The following is an 18773-nucleotide window of genomic DNA, read 5'->3' on the forward strand; positions in this document are numbered from 1 at the left end:
TTAAGTGGGGGGGTGAATGCCGTGCTCCGCATTCATTTCACAGATGCCGATCTGGTCCGGACCAAGATGGCCACAGTGTCCGATCCACTGTGGGAGATCGCACTCAGCCTGCACCGTTTCCAGGCGCAGGAAGGGCGCTGGGCGTACGCCGGTTGGTTCCGTGACACACAAAAACGGCTGATCGACAAAGACCTGGACCGAGTGGTCACGGAACTTCTGCTGCCCCTTTTCCCGAAGGGAATCTACTACCCCGACTTCTTGAATCCAGCCGAGGCACAGGGCGGGTTGACCGCTGGAATTGACACAATCGTCGGGACACCACCCGAGCGGATACGGGAAGAGGTCCGGCGTTTCGCGACGCAGGCGGCCGCCCCGGCGTGGGCACCGCGCCTCGTCGAACGCGGGATGCGCGAGAACGTGGCGGACGGTCTGCGCCAGTACTACGACACCGCCGTCGCGCCGTACAACGACTACTCCCGCGCCTGCCTGGACAACGAGCGCGCCACCCTGGGCCGGGCCATGCTGCACGGCGGCCCGGACGGGCTGTTGGCCAACCTCGGGCCGCACATGCGGTGGGTGCCGCCCGTTCTGCACGTGACGTATCCGGCCGAGGACCGGGACCTGCGGTTGGACGGGCGAGGGCTGCTGCTGGTGCCGTCCTACTTCTGCTGGGGTGCGCCGGTGGCCCAGGGCGACCCGACGCTCCCGCAGGTTCTGGTCTACTCGCCGCACCGGGAAACGCTCGACTCCCCCGGCCTGTTCTCCTCCACCGCCCCGCTCAGTGCCCTGTTGGGCCGCACCCGGGCGCTGATCCTGCGGGTCACCGGGGGCGGGGCCACCACAGGCGAACTGGCCCGCGCCGCCGGTGTTTCCGACGCGGCGGCGAGCCAGCACACCGTGGCGCTGCGGAACGCGGGACTGATCCTGAGCCACCGCCGCGGCCCTCGGGTCGTGCACACCATCACCCCCCTGGGATCAGCGCTGCTGCACGGCCCGCACCAGGCCGGGTGACACCGTGCGGTTCAGGTCGAAGTCGCCGGTGTGGCCCATGAAGTGGGCCCAGATCCGCGGCGGAAAGCTGTTGCCGCGTAGGGAATCCGCACCGCCGACGCCCGTGAGCGGGAGGAGTTGGGCCTGGCCGGGCTTGTTGCGGAACAGGGTGATCGCGGTGGACCGGTCCTTCGTGTAGCCCACGAACCAGGCCGACTTCGTCAGGTCGTCGGCACCGGTGGCGACGGACGCGGAGTCGGGGACGATCGCCTGCGTACCGTTCTGGAAGGCCACAGAGCGCAGCACCCTGTCGATGGTCACGGCCACCCCCGCGCTGAACGCGGCGTGTGCGTGCGGGTGTTGGAGACCGCCGACCGGCTTGCCGTGCCGGAGCATCCCGGTCACCGAGTAAGGGTCGTTCTGCCGGCCCTCGTTGGCGAAGGTCGCGTAGGCGTCGGCGGTGCGGATGGCGCTGGGCGTCGACGTGCCGATCGGGAAGGTCTGCTCCAGCGGGGCCATGCTGCTGCGCAGCAGCCCGGCGTCGACGGCCGTGTTCCGGATGGCAACCCACCCTATGGACTTGCCCAGTTGGACGAAGGGCGCGTGGGCCGAGGTCACCAGCGCGCTCTGCATGTCCGCGATCGACGGCGGGGGCGAGGACACCGACCAGCGGATGGGCCGCTCGCGCCGCTCGCCGTCGATGAGGGCGGCGAGCGCGAAGGGCTTGAACACCGACCCGGCCGGCACGCCGGAGGTGTCCGCGTTGTCGGTGAAGTGCCGGGTGGCGTCCGAGCCGCCGTAGAGAGCGAGTACGGCACCGTCCCGGGGCCGGATGGTGGCGGCGCCGATCTGGACGTCGCGGTCGGTGGAGCGGTGCTTCGGGTCGAGGCCCTTGGCGGTGACGTCGTTGACGGCCTGCTCCAGCCGCCGCACCGTGTCCTTCTCGAAGGTGGTGTGGATCCGGTAGCCGCCGCGCGCGAGATCCTTGTCGGCCAGCCCGGTGCGCTTGGTGATGTACGCGTCGGCGACATGCACGAGATAGCCGATCTGCCCGGCCATGCTCGTCGCCACCGACTCCTTCTTCGGCTCCGGGAACGTCCGGTACGTGTTCCGCTCGGCCGACGTCATCAGTCCGCTCGCGACCTCGCGGTCCAGGATCCAGCTCCAACGCGCCACCGCACGGGCGTGGTTGGCGGCGCCGAGCGAGGGGTCGTAGTCCTCCGCGCCCTTCAGTGTCGACGCCAGCAGCGCGGCCTGGCTCGGGTCGAGGTCCTTGGCCGGGATGCCGTAGTACGCGTAGGCCGCGGCCTGGATGCCGTATGCCTGCCGGCCGAACCAGCCGCTGTTCAGATAGCCCTGGAGGATCAGGTCCTTGCTCTTCGTCCGGCTCAGCTTGAGGGAGATGAAGAACTCCTTGACCTTGCGGGTGTAGGTCTGATCCTGCGACAGATAGGTGTTCTTCACATACTGCTGGGTGATGGTCGAACCGCCCTGGACGTCTTCGCCCTTGGCCATGTTGACGATCGCGCGTAACTCGCCCGTGAAGGAGACGCCGGGGTCGCTGTAGAAACTCGCGTTCTCCGCCGCCACCACCGCGCTCCGCATCGAGGCGGGGATCTGGGAGAGCGGCACGATCTGCCGGTTCACCGCTCCCACGGCGGTCATCTGGCTGCCGTCGGCCCAGTAGTAGACGTTGGCCTCCTGCCGTGCCGCCGCGTTCTCGTCCGGTATGGAGACCTGCGCGTACGCGTAGGCGAAGAGCCCGCACAGGCTGCCGACGAACAGCAGGAAACCCCCGAGCAGCAGCCGCCACGACGGCAGCCAGCGACGAACGCCCTTTCTGCCACGGCGCGGATAGTCGATCGGACGCCTGCGGCCGGAGCCGGCGGCACGGTGCGTCCGCACCGGGAGCGAGGACGGTTCCTGCGACGAGGGCCTGCGCATCGTAGGGGGAACTCCTTGTTCGGCGGGAACGCGAATGGCCGGCTCGGCTCGGCTGGGCTCGACTCGTTTTCCTTGTCCGGTGGGCCCGTTGGGGCGGGGCAAGGTCCGGCGTGATGTCCGTAGACGCTGGACGCGCCATGTGATCGAACCTGGTTCGCCATGTCACGGGACCGCAACGGCCCCTCGGCCGCGAGGGCGCCGTTACGGAACCGAGACGATACGAACCAGGGGCCGTCTTGAGCTGTTGGTCGCATGAACGCCGTACGGGACGGACCGGGACGGCACAGAGCCGCCGGACCGGCAGAGCGAAGGAGACACCCTGTGGGTAGGCATGCGCTTCCGCGTGGCAGGAACGGGCAACACGCCAAGAACGGCCGGCGTGTGGCCGCGATCGCGGTTCCGGTGGTGGCCGCGATGGCCGTGACCGCCACGTCCGCATCGGCGACGAGCGCACTGACGACGGCCGACAAGACGATGGCCGGGAAGCTCGACCAGCGGGTGGGCACCGCCCACTTGGGCACCAATGTGGCGGGTGAGGTCCGGGACGTCGCCTCGGGGCAGAAGGTGTGGTCCAAGAACCCCGCAAAGGCATTGATGCCCGCGTCCACCAACAAGGTGGCGACCGCGGTCGCCGCACTCACCGTGCTGGGTCCCGACCACACCGTGCAGACCAAGGCCGTCTACCGTTCCGGCACGGTGTACCTGGTCGGCGGCGGCGACCAGCAGCTCAGCTCCGCGGACCTGAAGAGCCTCGCCACCGCCACCGCCAAGGCCCTGAAGTCCAAGAGCCTGCAATCGGTACAGCTGAAGTTCGACGACCACCTCTTCGCCGTCCCCAGCCTCGCCACCGGCTGGAACAGCGGCTACTACTCCGACACCGTCGCGCCCGTCCGGGCCCTGCGGATCGAGGGGAACAACACCCTGGACACCGCGCTCACCGCCACGAAGTACTTCGCCCAGCAACTCACCGCCGCAGGCATCACGGTGGGCACACCGGCGCGCGCCACGACACCGTCGGGCACCACGGCCCTGGCCACCCACACGTCCAAGCCGCTGTCGACGACCGTGGAATACATGCTCAAACACAGCGACAACGACATCGCCGAGGGCCTCCTACGGCTCACCGCGCTCGGCCAGGGCCGCGCCGCCACCTTCGCCGGCGGCACCGCCGCGGTACACGCCGTCCTCGTCCAGTACGGCATCCCGCTCACCGGCGTGAAGGAGTACGACGGCAGCGGCCTGTCCCGCAGCGACCGGATGACCGCCGACGCGCTCTCCGCCATCGCCGGACTGGCCGTCGACACCCACCACCAGACCAAACTCTGGCCCATCCTCAAGGGCCTGCCGATCGCGGGAGTCGACGGCACCCTTGCCACGTCCTACGGCCGTTTCACCACCGCACCCGCCTCCTGCGCCGCAGGAAAGGTCGATGCCAAGACCGGCTCCCTGAACGATGTGTCCGCCCTCGCCGGGGTCACCAAGGGCAAGGACGGCCGCTGGAAGAGCTTCGCGTTCGTGGAGAACGGCACGGCCCCCACCGCCACCGTCACCCACGGCCTGGACGGCCTCGCCGCCACGGTCGAGGGGTGCTGGTAGCGCTGACCGTCGTATCGCTGGCGTAGGGGGCAGGTCTGGTCGGTGCGCGTTCGTCCTGATGGACCTGATGTGTGAACAGATCCGTCGGGATGCGCCTCAGAGATGGCGCTTCGATGCTTTCACCAGTCGGCTGACGTCGTCGCGGGTGGCGACTCTGCGTCGGTCGAGTTCGGCTCTGGTGTCCGACTTGGACAGGGCCGTAATGTCCGTGAGTACGGTCTCCGCTGTCTGCGCCAGCGTTTCGTCATCCGTCAGCATCTGCACCCGGAACAGCGCCTCTTGAGCGTTGGAACGCAGATCGTAGGCACGAATCCGCACCGGGTCGGGGTTCTCCGGCGGTGGCTGTTCGTGCTCGCAGAACCAGAGGTGCACCAGGCAGCGCCGGTAGTTGATGAGCGTGCCGGCGTAGGCGGAGTAGGCGTCCAGTCGCTCCTGTCGGAGTTTCTCCCGACGGGTGAACTCGTGCCCCTTGTCGGTGGTGCGCTGCTGAAACGCCAGGGTGAGCCCCGAACCGAGCAGAGTTCCGAGAACGGCTATGGCACTGGCGATGATGGTCTCCACGTCTCCAGCTGATCATGTGTCGTGGATCCGGGTGGGACGCATGGCCAACTCACGCCTCAATGAGACAGGTCAGCGGGTGAGCCCAGGGTCCAGGACGGGCACGCTCGTCGCTGGCACGGGCGCCCAGGCGCACGGGGGAGGGGCCGCGCGGAATCACGTACGGCGCGGGGCCGTCAGCTCCTGACGATGGGATCCGCTCGGCAGTCGTCCCAATCCGGCACGCGCACAGGCGTCGCGAAGCGCACCGGCGCCCGGAAGCGGGCCTCGCGGGCGGCGCGGCGGAAGGTGGTCAGAACCGCTGGGTCGGCCAGCAGGATGCAGACGAAGTTGGTGATCGCGCGGCCGGTGTCCCGGCCCAGAGACGTGGCGAGGTCGAAGTCGAGATAGCGGTGCCACTGCTCGGTGAACGGGAGGCCGGGCAGGTAGGCGATGGAACTGTTCGGGTCGAGGGAGAACGGCCAGAAGGAGAGGTTGAGCAGAAAGCCGAAGAGATAGCCGGCCACCGATCCGTAGCCGGCCAACATCAGCACCTCGTACCGGCACCGCGTCCGGGGCAGGAACCGGGCGAGCATCCCGACGAAGGCACACCCGAACATCTGGTACGGCATCCAGGGCCCGACCCCACCCGTGATCAGCACGGAGGCGAACAGCGAGGTGCAGCCGAGGACGAAGAAGACCGTCCCGAAGAGGACGACGCACAGGACGAGCACCAGGAGCACGCCGAAGATGAGCAGGGCCGCGTAGTTGGAGCCGAACGTGCCCGGTACGACGACGAACGACCAGAAGAACGCAACCAGTCCGAGGAACGCGGAGAGCGCCATCACGATGCCGACGCGTGGGGTGAGCCGGATAGCCGGGGCGGTCATGAGCGGGAGTCCTCGTCCAACAGCGACCGTACCTGATTGTCCGTCAAGAAAGGTTGTGGCACGAGGATCTTCGCCGTCTGCGGGGCGAACACCGGTGACGCGACTATGACTTCGGCGCTCGGGCCGTCGGTGACTATGCCTCCCTCGGCCATGACGACAGCCCGGCCCTCGGCGACCAGCACGTCGACGATTGCGACGAGTTCCGTCTTGGCGCGGTAGTCGAGACCGCAGTTCGGTTCACCGAGGAGCAACACCCTTGATGCAGCTCCGAGTTGGATGGCCAGGACGAGCGCCAGTTTCTGTCTCTCGGACAGGTCGCGCGGGTGGGCGTCGTTGGGGATGCCGGGCACTGGGTTCCCGTACAGATCACGTAGGCCGGAGGCGAGCGGCTCCTGGCCGCAACCGGCGAGCACACCCAATCCCATGACATGGGAGGCCGTGCGAGAGGCTCGACCGGATGCCGTCCTCGTCCTGCCGTGCGGCTTTCCGCCCGAACGGACCTTGCGGGAAGGGGAGTTGCTCACCCGCTTGCCGGGCTGGGCGGAGCTGCCCGCCGTGCCTGCGGGGCGGGTGTGGGCGATCACCTCAGGTGAGGCGCGTCCGTTGCGGGGCTTCGGCGAGTAGGGAAGAGCAGGCGGCATGACCAACTGCGCGCCCACCAACACTGCTTACCCAGGCCGGCCACTCAGGGTTCGATGACGAGGCGTTCGATGAAGCCGTCGCCGAGCGTGAACTGGTACCGCAGGTCGACGGTTCCGCCGGGGAAGTTGCCTTCGAGGTGGTTGGTGGCGGTGTAGTGGGTCGCGTCGGTCTGCTCGGCGGCGGTGAGGGTGACGGTGTAGGTGTATTCGCCGGCCGCACGGTCGAGCCAGTCCCTGATCGCGTCGGTGCCTTCGTAGGTCTTGCCGTCGTCGATCACCGCGGCTTCGCGGGTGAACGCGGCGATCGCGGTCGCGGTGTCGTGGGCGCGGTGCGCGGTCAGGTAGCGGGTGATCACCTCGGGCAGGGTGTCCGGGGTGATGGTTCGGGGCTCGTTGTCGGGCATGACGCTCCCTGGGGCAGTTACTGCTAAAATAGAAGCTATTAACTTCGACTTTAGCAGTAACCGAGGGGATGGCCGCCATGGCAAGCCGGATCAGGCTGGAAGACCGGGAGTGCCCGCTGTCCACGACGGTGCAGCACGTGGGCGAGTGGTGGACGCTGCTGCTCCTGCACGACGCCTTTGACGGCTACACGCGGTTCGACCAGTTCCAGGAGAGCCTGGGCATCTCCTCCAGCATGCTCACCACCCGGCTGAAGACGCTCGTCGCCGACGGGTTGCTGGAGCGCCGGCCCTACCAGACCTCCCCCGTGCGTCACGAGTACGTCCTCACCGACCTCGGGCGCTCGCTCCGCCCGGTGGTCGTCGCGCTGGCCGCATGGGGCAACTCCCGCCTCGCACCGGCCGAACGCAGCATGATCCTCATCGACGCGCAGAGCGGCGAGGAGGTCGATCCCGTCGTCGTCGACGCCGGGACCGGCCGTCGACTCGACGACAGTGACGCCTACGTCTTCGCCGCGGGTCCTGCGGCCGGCGACGCGATGCGCGCGCGGTACGCGAATCGGACGACCGCCCCTTCGGAGGCGTAGGGCTGCTCCGAACCAGGTCAGGTCGGAGAGGTCGGAGCCGCCGGCTTAGCTCTAGAAGGCCGTCCAGGTTAAGGCCACTTTGTCGCCGGCGGGGTTCAGCTTGAACTGGCAGCCGCCGACCGGGGTCGCGGTGCCGTTGACAGAGATGTTCCAGTATGCGATCCCGCAGCCGGAGACGTTCTTGACGGTGTCGACCGAGTAGTCGTCGGACGAGGCGTACCAGGCGCCGTCCCACGTGAAGTGCCCGGTGCGGGCCGCGTCGTCGAGGGCGGCGGTCGGGGTCGGGACGGCGCCGGGGTTGGCGCCGGCGTTCGTGCCGTCGCACGGGTGGGTACCGCCGGTCGCGGTCGTCACCTCGTGGCCCCGGGTCCTGACCTTCCCCTTGAAGAGGAGCCCGTCCGGCCCCCGCACGGGCAGGGTCACTCGGATCGGGGTGTTCGTGCCGGGCGCCCCCTGGGTCGCGGCGACGGCCGGTGCGGAGGTGAGGGCGAGGCCGAGGACGGTGGTGGCGAGCAGTTCACGGCGTGCGGACGTCCGGCGCAAGGGGGTGCCTTCCTGGCGTGGGCGGCCTGCAGGACGGCACCGAGCGACCCGCGCGAACACCATGACGACCGTGCCGGCGGACCAGGACTCTCGGCTTCGCGCTGCGGACCATGACAGTGGGAAGCGGTACGGATCGCCACGCACGCCGGGTTCCTCGCCTCACGGCCCTGCCGGGCCGCACACGGTTGCAGGTCAGCGCCGGATTCCCACCGGCTTCCCCCGGTCGTACGCCCATGTGGTGCTGTGCGGTGCTGAGCTGTTGGTGCCTTGCTGCGCTCAAACCCCGGCCGCTTAGGGGCAGTTGGGGTGCGGAGGCCAGCGCTCCGCGACCTCGTGGGCGTCGAACGCGGCTTCCCCGGGCGCGCCGTCGGCTGAACCTCCGGAGCTGTCCCTGCGTATGAATTCCGCAGAGACAGCCCTGGTCTCCGCCACGGGACGGAAGGAGAGCACCGTGCCCACACCGCCCGCCTCCGACGCACCGGACGACCGAGCCGCGCTGGAGCCCATCCGCGTGCTGCGCCCGCGCCGCACCGACGCGCTGGCCCAACTGCTCGACGACATACGCCAGGACAAGGACTACCGCGGCCGGACCACTGTGACCGCACCCGTCGGCCCACACACCCCGACCGATGGCGAGACCGAGGAGCTCCCGCCCGTCCACGGCGGCGCGACGGAGAAACTCCCCGTACCCGACGGCAACGCCCGCGCGCCGCGTTCCGTGAGGCGCCCGCGCCTGGGGCCCGGGCAGCGCAGGGCGGCCGTGGTGATCGCCCTCGCCGCGGCGGCCGTCGCCGGCTTCGGCTGCTCGCTCCTGATCCCCAATCCCACCGCGGCCACCCCGGCCACGCCCGCCGCACCCCCGGCAAGCGCGTCGGCCGCCCCGACGTCGGCGGCCCCGAGCGCGGCCGGGGACGCCGGTGTCCTGGCCAACCCCGGCTTCGAGTCGGGCAGCATCTCGCCGTGGAGCTGCGCCGGCAACCCGGGGTCGATCGTCTCCTCGCCCGTCCACGCGGGCTCCAAAGCCCTTCAGGGGACGGTGAGTTCGAGCGACACCGCGCAATGCGACCAGACCGTCGCGGTACGGCCGAACACCACCTACGCACTCAGCGGCTGGGTCCGCGGCTCCTACGTCTACCTGGGCGTGGACGGCGGAACCTCCACCTGGACCACGTCCCCCTCCGGCTACAGCCATCTGACCGTCTCCTTCACCACCAGTGCATCCCAGACCACCGCGACCATCTACGTGCACGGCTGGTACGCACAGGGCACGTACTACGCCGACGACATCACCCTGAACTGAGGCGCCGGGTCAGGGCGTCGCGGAGACCGGTGACTGCTGTGCGGCCCTTGGGTGTCATCGCGAGCAGGGTGGCTCGGCGGTCGGAGGGGTCGGGACTGCGCTCGATCAGACCCGCGGCTTCGAGCCGGTCGGCATGGCGGCTCACGCCCGCGGAGCGCCTGCCCGCCGACAAGATCCGGCTGCTTGACCAGACCGACGGCGACGACCTCTCGTCGTAGAAAAACCTGGTCAGAGCCCCATCCCCAGCAAGTTCCGCCCTACAGAAAGTAATGCCCAGTATGTACAAGGGAAAATCCAGTTCATCAGTCCGCAAATCGATCACTGGATCGGTGTAATCGGCACATACGCCGCGCCGCTCGGCGATCTAGCGTCGGAGTGCACGGGGCCGCACGGACCAGAAAGGCATCCAGACACTCATGCCCATCCCGCATACCGACGTCATGCCCGAAGCCGAGTTCGACACCCTGACCGTTGCTCGCGGTGGCGGTCTCCCGCCGGCCGCCGACCTCCTCCAACCCGTCGACGAGCTGCCCGAGTTCGCGTCGGAGCCCGACCTGGTCTGCCGTCGCGTACGCGACGAGTTGATGCTCGACGGCAACGCCCGCTTGAACCTCGCCACCTTCGTGACGACCTGGATGGAGCCGCAGGCAAGGGAGTTGATGGCGGAGACCGCCGAGAAGAACCTCGCCGACCGCGCCGAGTACCCGCAGATCACGGCCATGGAAGAACGCTGCGTACGGATGCTCGCCCGGCTCTGGCACGCGCCGCAGCCGGAGCAGGTGCGCGGCTGCTCGACCACCGGCTCCAGCGAGGCCGCGATGCTCGGCGGGCTCGCGCTCAAGCGCCGCTGGCAGGAACGGCGCCGCGCCCAGGGCAAGGACACCGCGCGCCCGAACATCGTGATGGGCGCGAACGTCCAGGTGTGCTGGAAGAAGTTCGCCAACTACTTCGAGGTGGAGCCGCGTTACGTCCCGATGGAACCGGGCCGCTACCACCTCACGCCCGACACCCTCACCGCCTACTGCGACGACAACACCATCGGCGTCGTGACGATCCTCGGGTCCACGTTCGACGGTTCCTACGAGCCCGTCGCGGACATCTGCATGGCTCTGGACGGCTATCAGGCCGCCACCGGTACCGACATCCCCGTGCATGTCGACGGCGCGTCCGGCGCGATGGTCGCCCCGTTCCTCGACCCGGGCCTGATGTGGGACTTCCAACTCGAACGCGTCGCCTCCATCAACACCTCGGGCCACAAGTACGGGCACGTCTTCCCCGGCCTGGGCTGGGCGCTGTGGCGCGACGCCGAAGCCCTCCCGGACGACCTGGTGTTCGAGGTCGACTACCTCGGCGGCAGCTCCCCCAGCTTCACCCTCAACTTCTCCCGCCCGGGCGCGCATGTCGTCGCGCAGTACTACAGCTTCCTGCGCTACGGCGTCGAAGGGCTGCGCAATCTCGCGGCCCAGAGCCGGACCACGGCCCGCGCTCTCGCCGCGCGCATCCGCACCATCGCCCCCTACGAGTTGATCACGGACGGCTCCGAACTCCCGGCGTTCGCCTTCCGGTTGACGCCCGGCACTCAGGGCTTCACGGTGTTCGACGTCTCCCACGCGATGCGGGCCCGCGGCTGGCACCTGCCCGCGTACGACTTCCCCGCCCCCTGCCAGGACGTCTCCGTCCTGCGCCTGGTGGTGCGCACCGGGTTCACCGCCGAACTCGCGGGCATGTTCATCGCCGACCTGACCGAGGTCACCAGGAACCTCCACGTCACCCGGCCGACGCTCGCGCCGCCGCACCAGCCGCTCGTCACCGCCTGACGACGACGTCCGGCGACACTCCCCCGCCTTCCCGCGCATCTTAGTGGACGCCAAGTCCCCTTCCTCGGCGCCTCGTTGAGCGGGGGCCCGGACGCGGTCCGCAGCGACACCCGTCAGTGGGTGTGGCGGCGGACCGCGTCCAGCAGTTGGTCGATGTCGTCGGCACTGTGCGAGAACGCGGTGACGAAGCGGACGATGCCCGGCTCCCACCGGTCGTGGTAGAAGGCGTAGCCCTCGGCGAGAAGTCCTTCGGTGGCCGGCTGGGGCAGGCGGCAGAAGAGGATGTTGGCCTGGGGAGTCGCCAACAGGCCTGCCCCGCCGATGGACTTGAGGCCGTCGCCTAGGCGGGTGGCCATCGCGTTGGCCTGGCGGGCGTTGCGCAGCCACAGGTCGTCGGTGAGGTAGGCGTCGATCTGGGCCGTGTTGAAGCGCATCTTGGAGGCGAGTTGACCGGCGCGCTTGGCGCGGAAGGCGAGTTCGCCGGCGAGCGCCGGGTCGAAGCAGACGATCGCGTCGGCGGTCATCGCCCCGTTCTTGGTGGCGCCGAAGGACAGCACGTCGACGCCCGCCTTCCACGTCATCTCGGCTGCGGTGGCGCCGAGTTGGACCAGCGCGTTGGCGAACCGCGCCCCGTCCATGTGGACGCGCAGCCCGGCGTCCTTGGCGATGGCGGACAGTTCGCGGATCTCCGCCAGGGTGTAGACGCTGCCGCTCTCGGTGGCCTGGCTGATGCTCACCGCGGACGGCTGCACGCTGTGCACGTCACCGGCCCGCCGCCGCACCGCCGCCCGCAGCGCGTCGGGGTCGATCTTGCTGTCGGCGCCCGGAACACCGACGAGCTTGGCCCCGTTGGTGAAGAACTCCGGCGCGCCGCACTCGTCGGTGTTGATGTGGCTGCCGGGGTGGGACAGCACGCTCCCCCACGGCGGGGTGAGGGCTGCCAGGCTCAGACCGTTGGCCGCGGACCCGGTGGAGACGGGGAAGACATCGACGTCCCGCTCGAAGATCTCGCCGAGCCTGCGGCGGGCGCTGTCGGTGAAGGGGTCGTTGCCGTACGGCAGGACCTGCCCGGCGGCCGCGTCGGCGACGGCACGGGCTATCTCCGGGGACGCTCCGGCCATGTTGTCGCTGATGAAGGCGCGGCCGGAGGGCGTGGTGGCGAGGGTGGGGGTGCTCATGAGCGGGGTTCCTCGGTCTCAAGTACTGGCGAACTCTTGGCTGTTGATCGGGCTCCAACTGTCAAGGGAGCCCTGGGTATTGACGGTGCCTCAGGTGCTGATGGGTGAGGCGAAGACGACGGTGATGTCGACCTCCTCGGACCCGGTCCGGTAGAAGTGCGGGGCGTCTCCGGCGAAGGCGAGCATGTCGCCGGGGCCCAGGTCCTGCGGGGCGTCGACGGGGCCGGCGGTGACGTGCCCGGTGGCGATCAGCAGGTGCTCGATCGTGCCGGTGGCGTGCGGGACGCCGGCCAGTTCCGTCTCCGGCGGAATGCGCAGCCGCCAGATCTCCAGGCTGTTGCCGCTGCTGATCCGGCGCAGCAACTCCCGTGATACTTCGCCGGGTTCGATGTCCGTGCCCGGGCGGAAGACCGGTCCGGTGTCGGCGTCGCGGGCCAGCAGGTCGGCGATCGGGATGCGCAGGGCGATCGCGATCGCGTCCAGGGTGTCGATCGTGGGGTTGCCGTTCCCGGCCTCCAACTGCGACAGGGTGGCCTTGCTCAGCCCGGCGCGCCGGGCCATCTCGGCGGCGCTCATCCCGCGCTGCTGACGGCGCAGCCGGATCTTCGCGCCGACGGCGGCCGCGGTACTGCTCACCGGCCGGCGGCCGGACGGCGGGGGCGTCATCAACGGCTCCGGTGGGTCGCGGAGTAGGACACGCGGATACGGCCCTTCTTGACCTTCAGCGTCGGCAGCACCACGTCGGCCAGGTCCCCGAGGCTGCGCACATGCGTGCCGCCGCACGGCGCGGAGTGCAGCGCGTCGAGATGCACCACCCGCCGCCCGTCGTCCAAGTACCGCGCGGAGACCGGCAGTTCATCGGCGACGGCGGCCGCCACCGCAGCCCTCAGTACGGCGGTCACTTCCTCCCGCCCGTCCGGATCGGCCAGCCGCGCGTCCGCGTCCGGCGCCCGGAACTCGATCCGCGCCTGACCGGGAAAGTGGATGCTCCCGGCCATCTCCCACCCCTGCGCCCGCCCGACCGCCTCCACGAGATGCCCGGCCGTGTGCAGCGCGGCATGCAACATCCGGACCTGCAGATCGATCCGGGCCCGCACCGACTCCCCCACGGCGAGATCCGGAAGCCCCCCGCCTCCGGCCGCCGTAGCCACCACAAGCCCCGACTCCCGCTGCCGGACCGGAACGACCTCCGCATCCTCCAACCACCCCCGGTCGGCGGGCTGTCCCCCGCCCTGCGGATGAAACAGACAGTGCTCTACGGCCGCCCAGGGCGCCCCGTCCGTCTCGCCGACCGCGATCACGCGCGTGTCGACCTGCTCCAGGTACGTGTCGTCGAGGTAGGCGCCGATCTGTGCGCCGACCCGAGAATCCGCGATCAAATGAACCATGCGTTCACTATACCGAACCATGGCAAGAATGGTGAACACATCGTTCATTTTAATCAACGCTCCCGCCCGCCGGGCCAGAAATCGTCGAATGCCCGAGAACACCCGCACCACAAGGTCCGTCCTGGCATCCGACGCATCAGGAATCACGCCAATGTCGGCGTCCGCCGCCGCACATCGGGCAGGCGCGCCACCGCCCCCGCGAGCCCCGCGCACCCGCCCGATGCCGTGCACGTATGCGCCGCGAGCGTTCACTTCACACACCCGCCGCACTGCTGTCACACAAGAAACACATCCAGCCGATCCGCGATCCCGGCCCTCTTCGAGGGGCAGACGGCTCACGCGCGGCCCGCCTAGCCTCCCGGCCCATGCGATCACCACGTATGAGACGCCTGGGTCTCGCCACCGTCCTCGGTTTCCTTCTCGCCGTCTTCGGCCTGAGCACGAGTGCGAGCGCGGCGGACGCCGACCTGACCTTCGCCACCGACTCCGCCACCACGACGCCCGGCGGCACGGTGAAGCTCTCGATGACGCTGACCAACAACAAGACCTACGACATCCTCTTCGTCTACCAGACGCTTGAGCCCACCTGGCTGACCACCCAGCGGCCCGACCTCAAGTACAGCTTCACCGACTGCGCCCTGACCACCGACACCGGCAGCACCCCCTGCACCGGCGTCGGCCCCACCGACCTCGGCCCGGACTACGGCGCCACCATCCCGCCCGGCCAGAGCCGCACCGTGACGCTGACCCTCCAGGTCGCCGCCGACTCCGGCTGCAACGGCAACATCGGCTTCTACTCGTACTACTACTCCGAGTTCAGCGACACGACGAACGTCAGCGCCGGCCCGGTCTACACCCCGGAGACCCGCGTCCTCTGCGCCACCTGACCCCGTCGGTCCACCGAGAACCGAGTCCACAGCCCCTCGCCCCGCCGGTCGCCCGACCGGCGGGGCGACAGCATGTTCCGGAACGCAATCGAACGGCTCGATCGGCACGAAAGGCGCGAACGGCAGGCGGGTTACGCTCGATTCGTACGTAGGCACTCTCGGGTGCGTTGCACTCCTGGCAGGAGAACCGGATGGCCACGAAGGCGAAGAATGCACAGGCGCGCGGGATCGAGCCCGGCACTTACGAGGCGTACATGCACGACTGCCCCGCCGTGGCCCTGCTCTCCACGATCAGCAACCGGTGGGTCAGCCTCACGATGTGCACCCTCGGGTCCTACGGCGACCCGATGCGCTACAGCCACATCAGCCGCGAGATCCCGGGCGTCAGCCAGAAGATGCTCACCCAGACACTGCGCATGCTCGAACGCGACGGCATGGTCATCCGGACGGTCACACCGACCGTGCCGGTACGTGTCGACTACGAGTTGACCCCGCTCGGACAGGGTCTCTACGGCCTGCTGTCCCAAGTGCGCGACTGGGCCGCCGAGAAGACCGACGAGGTCGACGAGGCGCGGGAACGCTACGACGCCCGGCAGGCCGACCAGTGACGACAGGGAGCAGTCCCCGCCCCTTCCCGGCCTTCCCGGCCGCCCAACGGACCGTAACGCACTTAAAAGTGCCTACTTACTAATCGATCGTTACCCGCCTAGCGTTTGTGGTGTTCCACTCCGCAAACGGAAGGGCGGACGTCATGCGCGCCGCAGTCGTCAGGAAGATCGGTGGACCCGAGGCCGTCGAGGTCCTGGAGGTCCCTCTCCCGGAACCGGGCCCCTTCGAGATCCGCGTCAAGGTCGCGGCCGCCGCACTCAATCCCGCCGACGCCGCGGTGTGGGGCGGATTCTTCGGGCCGTTGGACGAGCTTGAACACACGGGTCTCGGTCTGGACGCCGCCGGGACGATCGACGCGGTCGGCACGGGGGTTCTCCTCGATGTCGGAACGCCGGTCATCGTGTTCCACTCCCCCGTACTGCGGCCCACCAAGGCCCAGGCCGAGTACCTGGTGACCGACCTCAACTCCATCGCCCCCGCCCCCGAGGGCATGGACCTGACGCTCGCGGCGACGATCCCTCTCAACGCGATGACCGCCTCGATGGCACTGGACCACCTCCCGCTGCGCCCTCGCGACACCTTGCTCGTCACGGGCGCCGCCGGTGCCGTGGGCGCCTACGCCGTCGAATTGGCGCGGATCCGCGGCGTGCGGATCATTGCGCAGGGGCGGCCCGAGGACGAGGAGTTCCTCCGTGACCGCGGCGCCACCTGGTTCGTGTCGCGCGACGAGCAACTGAGCGACGCGGTACGGCGGTTCGTGCCGGACGGTGCGGACGGCGTCCTCGACGCGGCGGCCCTGGGCGCACCCGCGCTGGCGGCCGTCCGCGACGGCGGCACCTTCGTGAGTGTGCGCCTCGACGTACTGCCGACACCGGAGCGGGGCGTGACCGTACACAACACCACCGCCGGCCCCGAACCCACCCGCCTCGCCCACCTCTCCGCCCTCGCCGAGGTAGGCGTCCTGACGCCACGCGTGGCTCAGACCTGCCCCCTCTCTCGGGCGTCCGAAGCCCACGCCCAGCTCGCCCGGGGCGGACAGCGCGGCCGGATCGTGCTGGTGCCGTAGCCCTCGGGACCGCCCTGCGGCAACGGAAAGAGCCGATCACATTCGGTGCGGCGACGGCTTCCTCCGCAGAAGTGGAGGAAGCTCCTCCGTGTCCATTGACGTTTTTTTACGACGGTGACAGGATCGCTATATGGAACCTGAGATCCCGTTCGTTCCCAAGCTCCCTGTGCCCACCGCGCGCACCATCGCCCCGCCCGACCTCGCCGACAGCACCCTGCTGAAGGTCGGCCCGAATCCGCAGATGACCCTTGGCGACGTCGAGATCGAAAGCCGTCCCGACGTCGCCTTCAGCACTGTGAAGCTGCCGAACGGGGAGTCCCGCGATCTGAAGGCCGACATTCTGCGGCCCGCGACGGAAGACCGGCTTCCGCTGGTCCTCTTCCTCCCCGGTGGTGCGTTCCTTCGCTGCAACAAGGCGATGGCGTTCGACCTGCGCCGGCATGTCGCCGAGTCGGGCTTTGTCGTCGCCAGCGTCGAATACCGCGTCACACCCGACGGTGGCACCTACGTGGATTCCGTCCACGATGCGCGAGCCGCCCTCGTCCATCTGCGGCAGCATGCGGACGACTTCGGCATCGACCCGCGTGCGGTCGCCCTCTGGGGAGAGTCGGCCGGCGGTCATGTGGCGGCGCTGACGGGTGTCACGCATGAACTGCCAGAATTTTCCGGCGACTTGGGCACCCTGCCCCTGGGGACCGTGCAAGCCGTGGTGGACGCCTTCGGCACCTCCCTGCTCTCGGCGATCGCCGACGACTTCGACGAGGAGGCACGGCTCCATTACGAGCGCACAGCCACACATTTCTCGGCCTATGTCGGCAAGCCGGGCGCACTGTTCTCGGAGATTCCCGAAGCGGTCGGTGCCGCGGATCCGGCGACCCATGTGACGGCTTCGGCGCCGCCGTTCCTGCTCCTCCACGGCAGCGACGACATGCTCGTCTCCCCTTCCCAGACGCAGCACGTGCACCAGGCTCTCCGCGCCGCCGGCGTGGACAGCACGCGCTATGTCGTGGCCGGGGCGAATCACGGTGATTTCGGAGTCCTCGCGGATTCGGATGCCGCACTCGCCTGGTCTTCCGCGACCGTCACGAACGTCATCACCGAGTTCCTGCACCGCCATCTGGACAGCGCCGACCTGCCGAAGTGAGTGAGCCTCTTCCCTGGCCAACAGGTGGCCCCACGAAGCGAGTTGTTCAGTGGGGCTGCTCGCTTCCGGTGAACATGTCGAGCAAACTGCCCGGCGTATCGTCCCCGAACAACGCCTCGTTGAGGTCGGCGCCATCGGCCGCGGCTGCGGCGCTGCGGGCGAAGAGGGGCTCCTCGTATACGGCGAGGGCGGCTTCGGGGTCGTCGGGGTGGGCGGCGAGGGCCTTGCCGAGTTCGGTGCCGTCGTACATGGCCAGGTTGGCGCCTTCGCCGTTCGGGGCCGAGAGGTGGGCGGCGTCGCCGAGCAGGGTGACGCCGGGCACGCGGTCCCAACGGTGCTCAACAGGCAGTGCGTTGAGGGTTCTCAGGACCAGCGGGGTGTCGCTGTCGGTGATCAGGGTGGTGAGTTCGGGGGCCCAGCCGTCGAACTCCCCCGCGATCCTCTTGGCCGCCGTAGCGGAATCGGTGAAGTCGATGTCGGCGAACCAGTCCTGCGGCCTGGACAGCGCCACGTAGGTGTGGAGGATGCCGCCGTTCTCGCGGTGTGCCTGGATGCCCTTGCCCGGGGCGAGCGCGAAGAGGGATCCGCCGCCGACTGCTTTCGCGGTGGCGGGGTGGCGGGTGTCGGCGTCGTAGAGGTAGGTCTCGACGTATGACGTGCCGGTGTATTCGGGTGTCGCGGCGGACAGCAGCGGTCGGACCCGTGACCATGCGCCGTCCGCGCCGACCAGGAGGTTCGTGGTGACGATGGTGGCGTCGGCGAAGGTCACCTCGTGGCGGGACTTGCCGAGGGCGCGGACGCCGGTGACCTTGTGTCCCCATCGGACGGTGTCGGCCGGGAGCGAGTCGAGCAGGATGCGTCGCAGTTCGCCGCGCAGGACCTCGGGGCGTCCACGCGTGCTGTCGTCGTCGAACAGGACGGTCCCGTCGGGGGCGAGAACCCGTGTCGCCTCGCGGCCCTCCAGGACGAGACCCCGGAATTCCTCGGTCAGGCCTGCCGCATCGAGGGCCGGTTGGCCGTTGTCCTCGTGGATGTCGAGCATCCCGCCCTGGGCACGTGCGGTCGGGGCGGGCTCCGCTTCGTAGACGGTGGCGGGGATGCCGTGGACGTGCAGGACGCGGGCGAGGGTGAGGCCGCCGAGTCCGGCGCCGATGATCGTGACGTGCGTGTACATGGCGGTCTCCTTCAGGATCCGGGCCGCCGGGTGAGTTCCGGCCGACCTCTCTGGAATGCCGTTCCATTGTTGGAACGCCGC

General features: G+C 69.2%; 19 protein-coding genes, 2 pseudogenes and 1 riboswitch. Of the genes and pseudogenes, 10 read left to right on the forward strand and 11 right to left on the reverse strand.

Translation table 11 applies throughout. The annotated features are described in order from the left end of the window. The first annotated feature begins 66 nt into the window (after positions 1-66). A complete protein-coding gene (locus ACIBK4_RS36985; RefSeq protein ID WP_399002063.1) occupies positions 67-1011 on the forward strand; it encodes an ArsR/SmtB family transcription factor in 945 nt (314 codons plus the stop codon). On the opposite strand, the gene ACIBK4_RS36990 is transcribed toward ACIBK4_RS36985, so the two are convergent. Next, positions 976-2934 carry a transglycosylase domain-containing protein gene (locus ACIBK4_RS36990; protein WP_399002065.1) on the reverse strand — a complete coding sequence of 653 codons (1959 nt, stop codon included), beginning with the start codon at positions 2932-2934 and terminating at the stop codon, positions 976-978. The genes ACIBK4_RS36985 and ACIBK4_RS36990 overlap by 36 nt on opposite strands. A gap of 381 nt (positions 2935-3315) precedes the next feature. Here ACIBK4_RS36990 and dacB point away from each other — a divergent pair, with 381 nt between their 5' ends. Continuing rightward, positions 3316-4530 (forward strand): D-alanyl-D-alanine carboxypeptidase/D-alanyl-D-alanine-endopeptidase, encoded by a 1215-nt coding sequence (dacB, locus tag ACIBK4_RS36995; protein WP_399002067.1) that lies wholly within the window; start codon positions 3316-3318, stop codon positions 4528-4530. A 96-nt stretch (positions 4531-4626) separates the two neighbouring features. On the opposite strand, the gene ACIBK4_RS37000 is transcribed toward dacB, so the two are convergent. From ACIBK4_RS37000 to ACIBK4_RS37010, 3 genes and pseudogenes are all read right to left on the reverse strand, one after another. Beyond that, positions 4627-5091: a hypothetical protein gene (locus ACIBK4_RS37000; protein WP_399002069.1), complete on the reverse strand. Its 465-nt coding sequence runs from the start codon at positions 5089-5091 to the stop codon at positions 4627-4629. 173 nt (positions 5092-5264) lie between these two features. Then, positions 5265-5957 carry an ECF transporter S component gene (locus ACIBK4_RS37005; protein WP_399002071.1) on the reverse strand — a complete coding sequence of 231 codons (693 nt, stop codon included), beginning with the start codon at positions 5955-5957 and terminating at the stop codon, positions 5265-5267. Beyond that, positions 5954-6328, reverse strand: a pseudogene (locus ACIBK4_RS37010) (cobalt ABC transporter ATP-binding protein); the annotation flags it as partial. The gene ACIBK4_RS37005 and the pseudogene ACIBK4_RS37010, both read right to left, overlap by 4 nt. A 52-nt stretch (positions 6329-6380) precedes the next feature. On the opposite strand from ACIBK4_RS37010, the gene ACIBK4_RS37015 reads away from it, so the two are divergent. Continuing rightward, entirely contained in the window at positions 6381-6581 is a 201-nt protein-coding gene (locus ACIBK4_RS37015) for a hypothetical protein (protein ID WP_399002073.1), read from the forward strand. 61 nt (positions 6582-6642) lie between these two features. Here ACIBK4_RS37015 and ACIBK4_RS37020 read toward each other — a convergent pair whose 3' ends face one another. After that, positions 6643-7002 carry a nuclear transport factor 2 family protein gene (locus tag ACIBK4_RS37020; protein ID WP_399002075.1) on the reverse strand — a complete coding sequence of 120 codons (360 nt, stop codon included), beginning with the start codon at positions 7000-7002 and terminating at the stop codon, positions 6643-6645. Positions 7003-7079: 77 nt separating this feature from the next. Between ACIBK4_RS37020 and ACIBK4_RS37025 the strand changes: the two genes are divergently transcribed. Next, positions 7080-7586, forward strand: coding sequence for a winged helix-turn-helix transcriptional regulator (locus ACIBK4_RS37025; RefSeq protein ID WP_399002077.1), 507 nt, complete (start codon positions 7080-7082; stop codon positions 7584-7586). Positions 7587-7637: 51 nt separating this feature from the next. Here ACIBK4_RS37025 and ACIBK4_RS37030 read toward each other — a convergent pair whose 3' ends face one another. Beyond that, the gene (locus ACIBK4_RS37030; protein WP_399002079.1) at positions 7638-8129 is read right to left on the reverse strand and encodes a DUF4430 domain-containing protein; all 492 of its coding nucleotides are present in this window, start codon (positions 8127-8129) and stop codon (positions 7638-7640) included. 147 nt (positions 8130-8276) lie between these two features. Then, positions 8277-8349: riboswitch (cobalamin riboswitch) on the reverse strand. Between the two features lie 594 nt (positions 8350-8943). On the opposite strand from ACIBK4_RS37030, the pseudogene ACIBK4_RS37035 reads away from it, so the two are divergent. Further along, positions 8944-9426 (forward strand): annotated as a pseudogene (locus ACIBK4_RS37035) (carbohydrate binding domain-containing protein); the annotation flags it as partial. Here the strand turns inward: ACIBK4_RS37035 and ACIBK4_RS37040 are convergent. Continuing rightward, positions 9416-9751 (reverse strand): MarR family winged helix-turn-helix transcriptional regulator, encoded by a 336-nt coding sequence (locus ACIBK4_RS37040; protein ID WP_399002081.1) that lies wholly within the window; start codon positions 9749-9751, stop codon positions 9416-9418. The pseudogene ACIBK4_RS37035 and the gene ACIBK4_RS37040 overlap by 11 nt on opposite strands. Before the next feature lie 94 nt (positions 9752-9845). Between ACIBK4_RS37040 and ACIBK4_RS37045 the strand changes: the two genes are divergently transcribed. Then, entirely contained in the window at positions 9846-11246 is a 1401-nt protein-coding gene (locus ACIBK4_RS37045; protein ID WP_399002083.1) for a glutamate decarboxylase, read from the forward strand. A 113-nt stretch (positions 11247-11359) separates the two neighbouring features. On the opposite strand, the gene ACIBK4_RS37050 is transcribed toward ACIBK4_RS37045, so the two are convergent. The 3 genes from ACIBK4_RS37050 to ACIBK4_RS37060 all read right to left on the reverse strand — a co-directional run bounded on the left by ACIBK4_RS37050 (position 11360) and on the right by ACIBK4_RS37060 (position 13812). After that, positions 11360-12424, reverse strand: coding sequence for a threonine aldolase family protein (locus ACIBK4_RS37050; RefSeq protein WP_399002085.1), 1065 nt, complete (start codon positions 12422-12424; stop codon positions 11360-11362). A 90-nt stretch (positions 12425-12514) separates the two neighbouring features. Beyond that, the gene (locus ACIBK4_RS37055; protein ID WP_399002087.1) at positions 12515-13090 is read right to left on the reverse strand and encodes a helix-turn-helix domain-containing protein; all 576 of its coding nucleotides are present in this window, start codon (positions 13088-13090) and stop codon (positions 12515-12517) included. Next, positions 13090-13812, reverse strand: a complete 723-nt coding sequence (locus tag ACIBK4_RS37060; RefSeq protein WP_399002089.1) for a metal-dependent hydrolase — start codon at positions 13810-13812, stop codon at positions 13090-13092. The genes ACIBK4_RS37055 and ACIBK4_RS37060 overlap by 1 nt, the downstream gene beginning before the upstream one ends. Before the next feature lie 380 nt (positions 13813-14192). On the opposite strand from ACIBK4_RS37060, the gene ACIBK4_RS37065 reads away from it, so the two are divergent. The 4 genes from ACIBK4_RS37065 to ACIBK4_RS37080 all read left to right on the forward strand — a co-directional run bounded on the left by ACIBK4_RS37065 (position 14193) and on the right by ACIBK4_RS37080 (position 17518). Further along, positions 14193-14699, forward strand: coding sequence for a hypothetical protein (locus tag ACIBK4_RS37065; RefSeq protein ID WP_399002091.1), 507 nt, complete (start codon positions 14193-14195; stop codon positions 14697-14699). Between the two features lie 191 nt (positions 14700-14890). After that, positions 14891-15307: a winged helix-turn-helix transcriptional regulator gene (locus tag ACIBK4_RS37070; protein ID WP_399002093.1), complete on the forward strand. Its 417-nt coding sequence runs from the start codon at positions 14891-14893 to the stop codon at positions 15305-15307. A gap of 143 nt (positions 15308-15450) precedes the next feature. Beyond that, complete coding sequence (locus tag ACIBK4_RS37075; RefSeq protein ID WP_399002095.1) at positions 15451-16374, forward strand: zinc-binding dehydrogenase; 924 nt, start codon at positions 15451-15453, stop codon at positions 16372-16374. A 130-nt stretch (positions 16375-16504) separates the two neighbouring features. Next, positions 16505-17518, forward strand: a complete 1014-nt coding sequence (locus ACIBK4_RS37080) for an alpha/beta hydrolase fold domain-containing protein (protein ID WP_399002097.1) — start codon at positions 16505-16507, stop codon at positions 17516-17518. Positions 17519-17564: 46 nt separating this feature from the next. Here the strand turns inward: ACIBK4_RS37080 and ACIBK4_RS37085 are convergent, their stop codons facing one another. Further along, the gene (locus ACIBK4_RS37085; RefSeq protein ID WP_399002099.1) at positions 17565-18692 is read right to left on the reverse strand and encodes an FAD-dependent oxidoreductase; all 1128 of its coding nucleotides are present in this window, start codon (positions 18690-18692) and stop codon (positions 17565-17567) included. Positions 18693-18773 lie beyond the last annotated feature (81 nt).

This window comes from Streptomyces sp. NPDC050528, from assembly GCF_044457795.1.
In the GTDB taxonomy this organism is placed as follows: Bacteria; Actinomycetota; Actinomycetes; order Streptomycetales; family Streptomycetaceae; genus Streptomyces.

Excerpts from the sequence above, each read along its gene's own strand:
- ACIBK4_RS36985 (WP_399002063.1), top strand. The coding sequence starts at position 67 with ATGGCCACAGTGTCCGATCCACTGTGGGAGATCGCACTCAGCCTGCAC.
- ACIBK4_RS36990 (WP_399002065.1), bottom strand. The coding sequence starts at position 2,934 with ATGCGCAGGCCCTCGTCGCAGGAACCGTCCTCGCTCCCGGTGCGGACG.
- ACIBK4_RS37005 (WP_399002071.1), bottom strand. The coding sequence starts at position 5,957 with ATGACCGCCCCGGCTATCCGGCTCACCCCACGCGTCGGCATCGTGATG.
- ACIBK4_RS37015 (WP_399002073.1), top strand. The coding sequence starts at position 6,381 with ATGACATGGGAGGCCGTGCGAGAGGCTCGACCGGATGCCGTCCTCGTC.
- ACIBK4_RS37020 (WP_399002075.1), bottom strand. The coding sequence starts at position 7,002 with ATGCCCGACAACGAGCCCCGAACCATCACCCCGGACACCCTGCCCGAG.
- ACIBK4_RS37025 (WP_399002077.1), top strand. The coding sequence starts at position 7,080 with ATGGCAAGCCGGATCAGGCTGGAAGACCGGGAGTGCCCGCTGTCCACG.
- ACIBK4_RS37045 (WP_399002083.1), top strand. The coding sequence starts at position 9,846 with ATGCCCATCCCGCATACCGACGTCATGCCCGAAGCCGAGTTCGACACC.
- ACIBK4_RS37050 (WP_399002085.1), bottom strand. The coding sequence starts at position 12,424 with ATGAGCACCCCCACCCTCGCCACCACGCCCTCCGGCCGCGCCTTCATC.
- ACIBK4_RS37055 (WP_399002087.1), bottom strand. The coding sequence starts at position 13,090 with ATGACGCCCCCGCCGTCCGGCCGCCGGCCGGTGAGCAGTACCGCGGCC.
- ACIBK4_RS37060 (WP_399002089.1), bottom strand. The coding sequence starts at position 13,812 with ATGGTTCATTTGATCGCGGATTCTCGGGTCGGCGCACAGATCGGCGCC.
- ACIBK4_RS37065 (WP_399002091.1), top strand. The coding sequence starts at position 14,193 with ATGAGACGCCTGGGTCTCGCCACCGTCCTCGGTTTCCTTCTCGCCGTC.
- ACIBK4_RS37070 (WP_399002093.1), top strand. The coding sequence starts at position 14,891 with ATGGCCACGAAGGCGAAGAATGCACAGGCGCGCGGGATCGAGCCCGGC.
- ACIBK4_RS37075 (WP_399002095.1), top strand. The coding sequence starts at position 15,451 with ATGCGCGCCGCAGTCGTCAGGAAGATCGGTGGACCCGAGGCCGTCGAG.
- ACIBK4_RS37080 (WP_399002097.1), top strand. The coding sequence starts at position 16,505 with ATGGAACCTGAGATCCCGTTCGTTCCCAAGCTCCCTGTGCCCACCGCG.
- ACIBK4_RS37085 (WP_399002099.1), bottom strand. The coding sequence starts at position 18,692 with ATGTACACGCACGTCACGATCATCGGCGCCGGACTCGGCGGCCTCACC.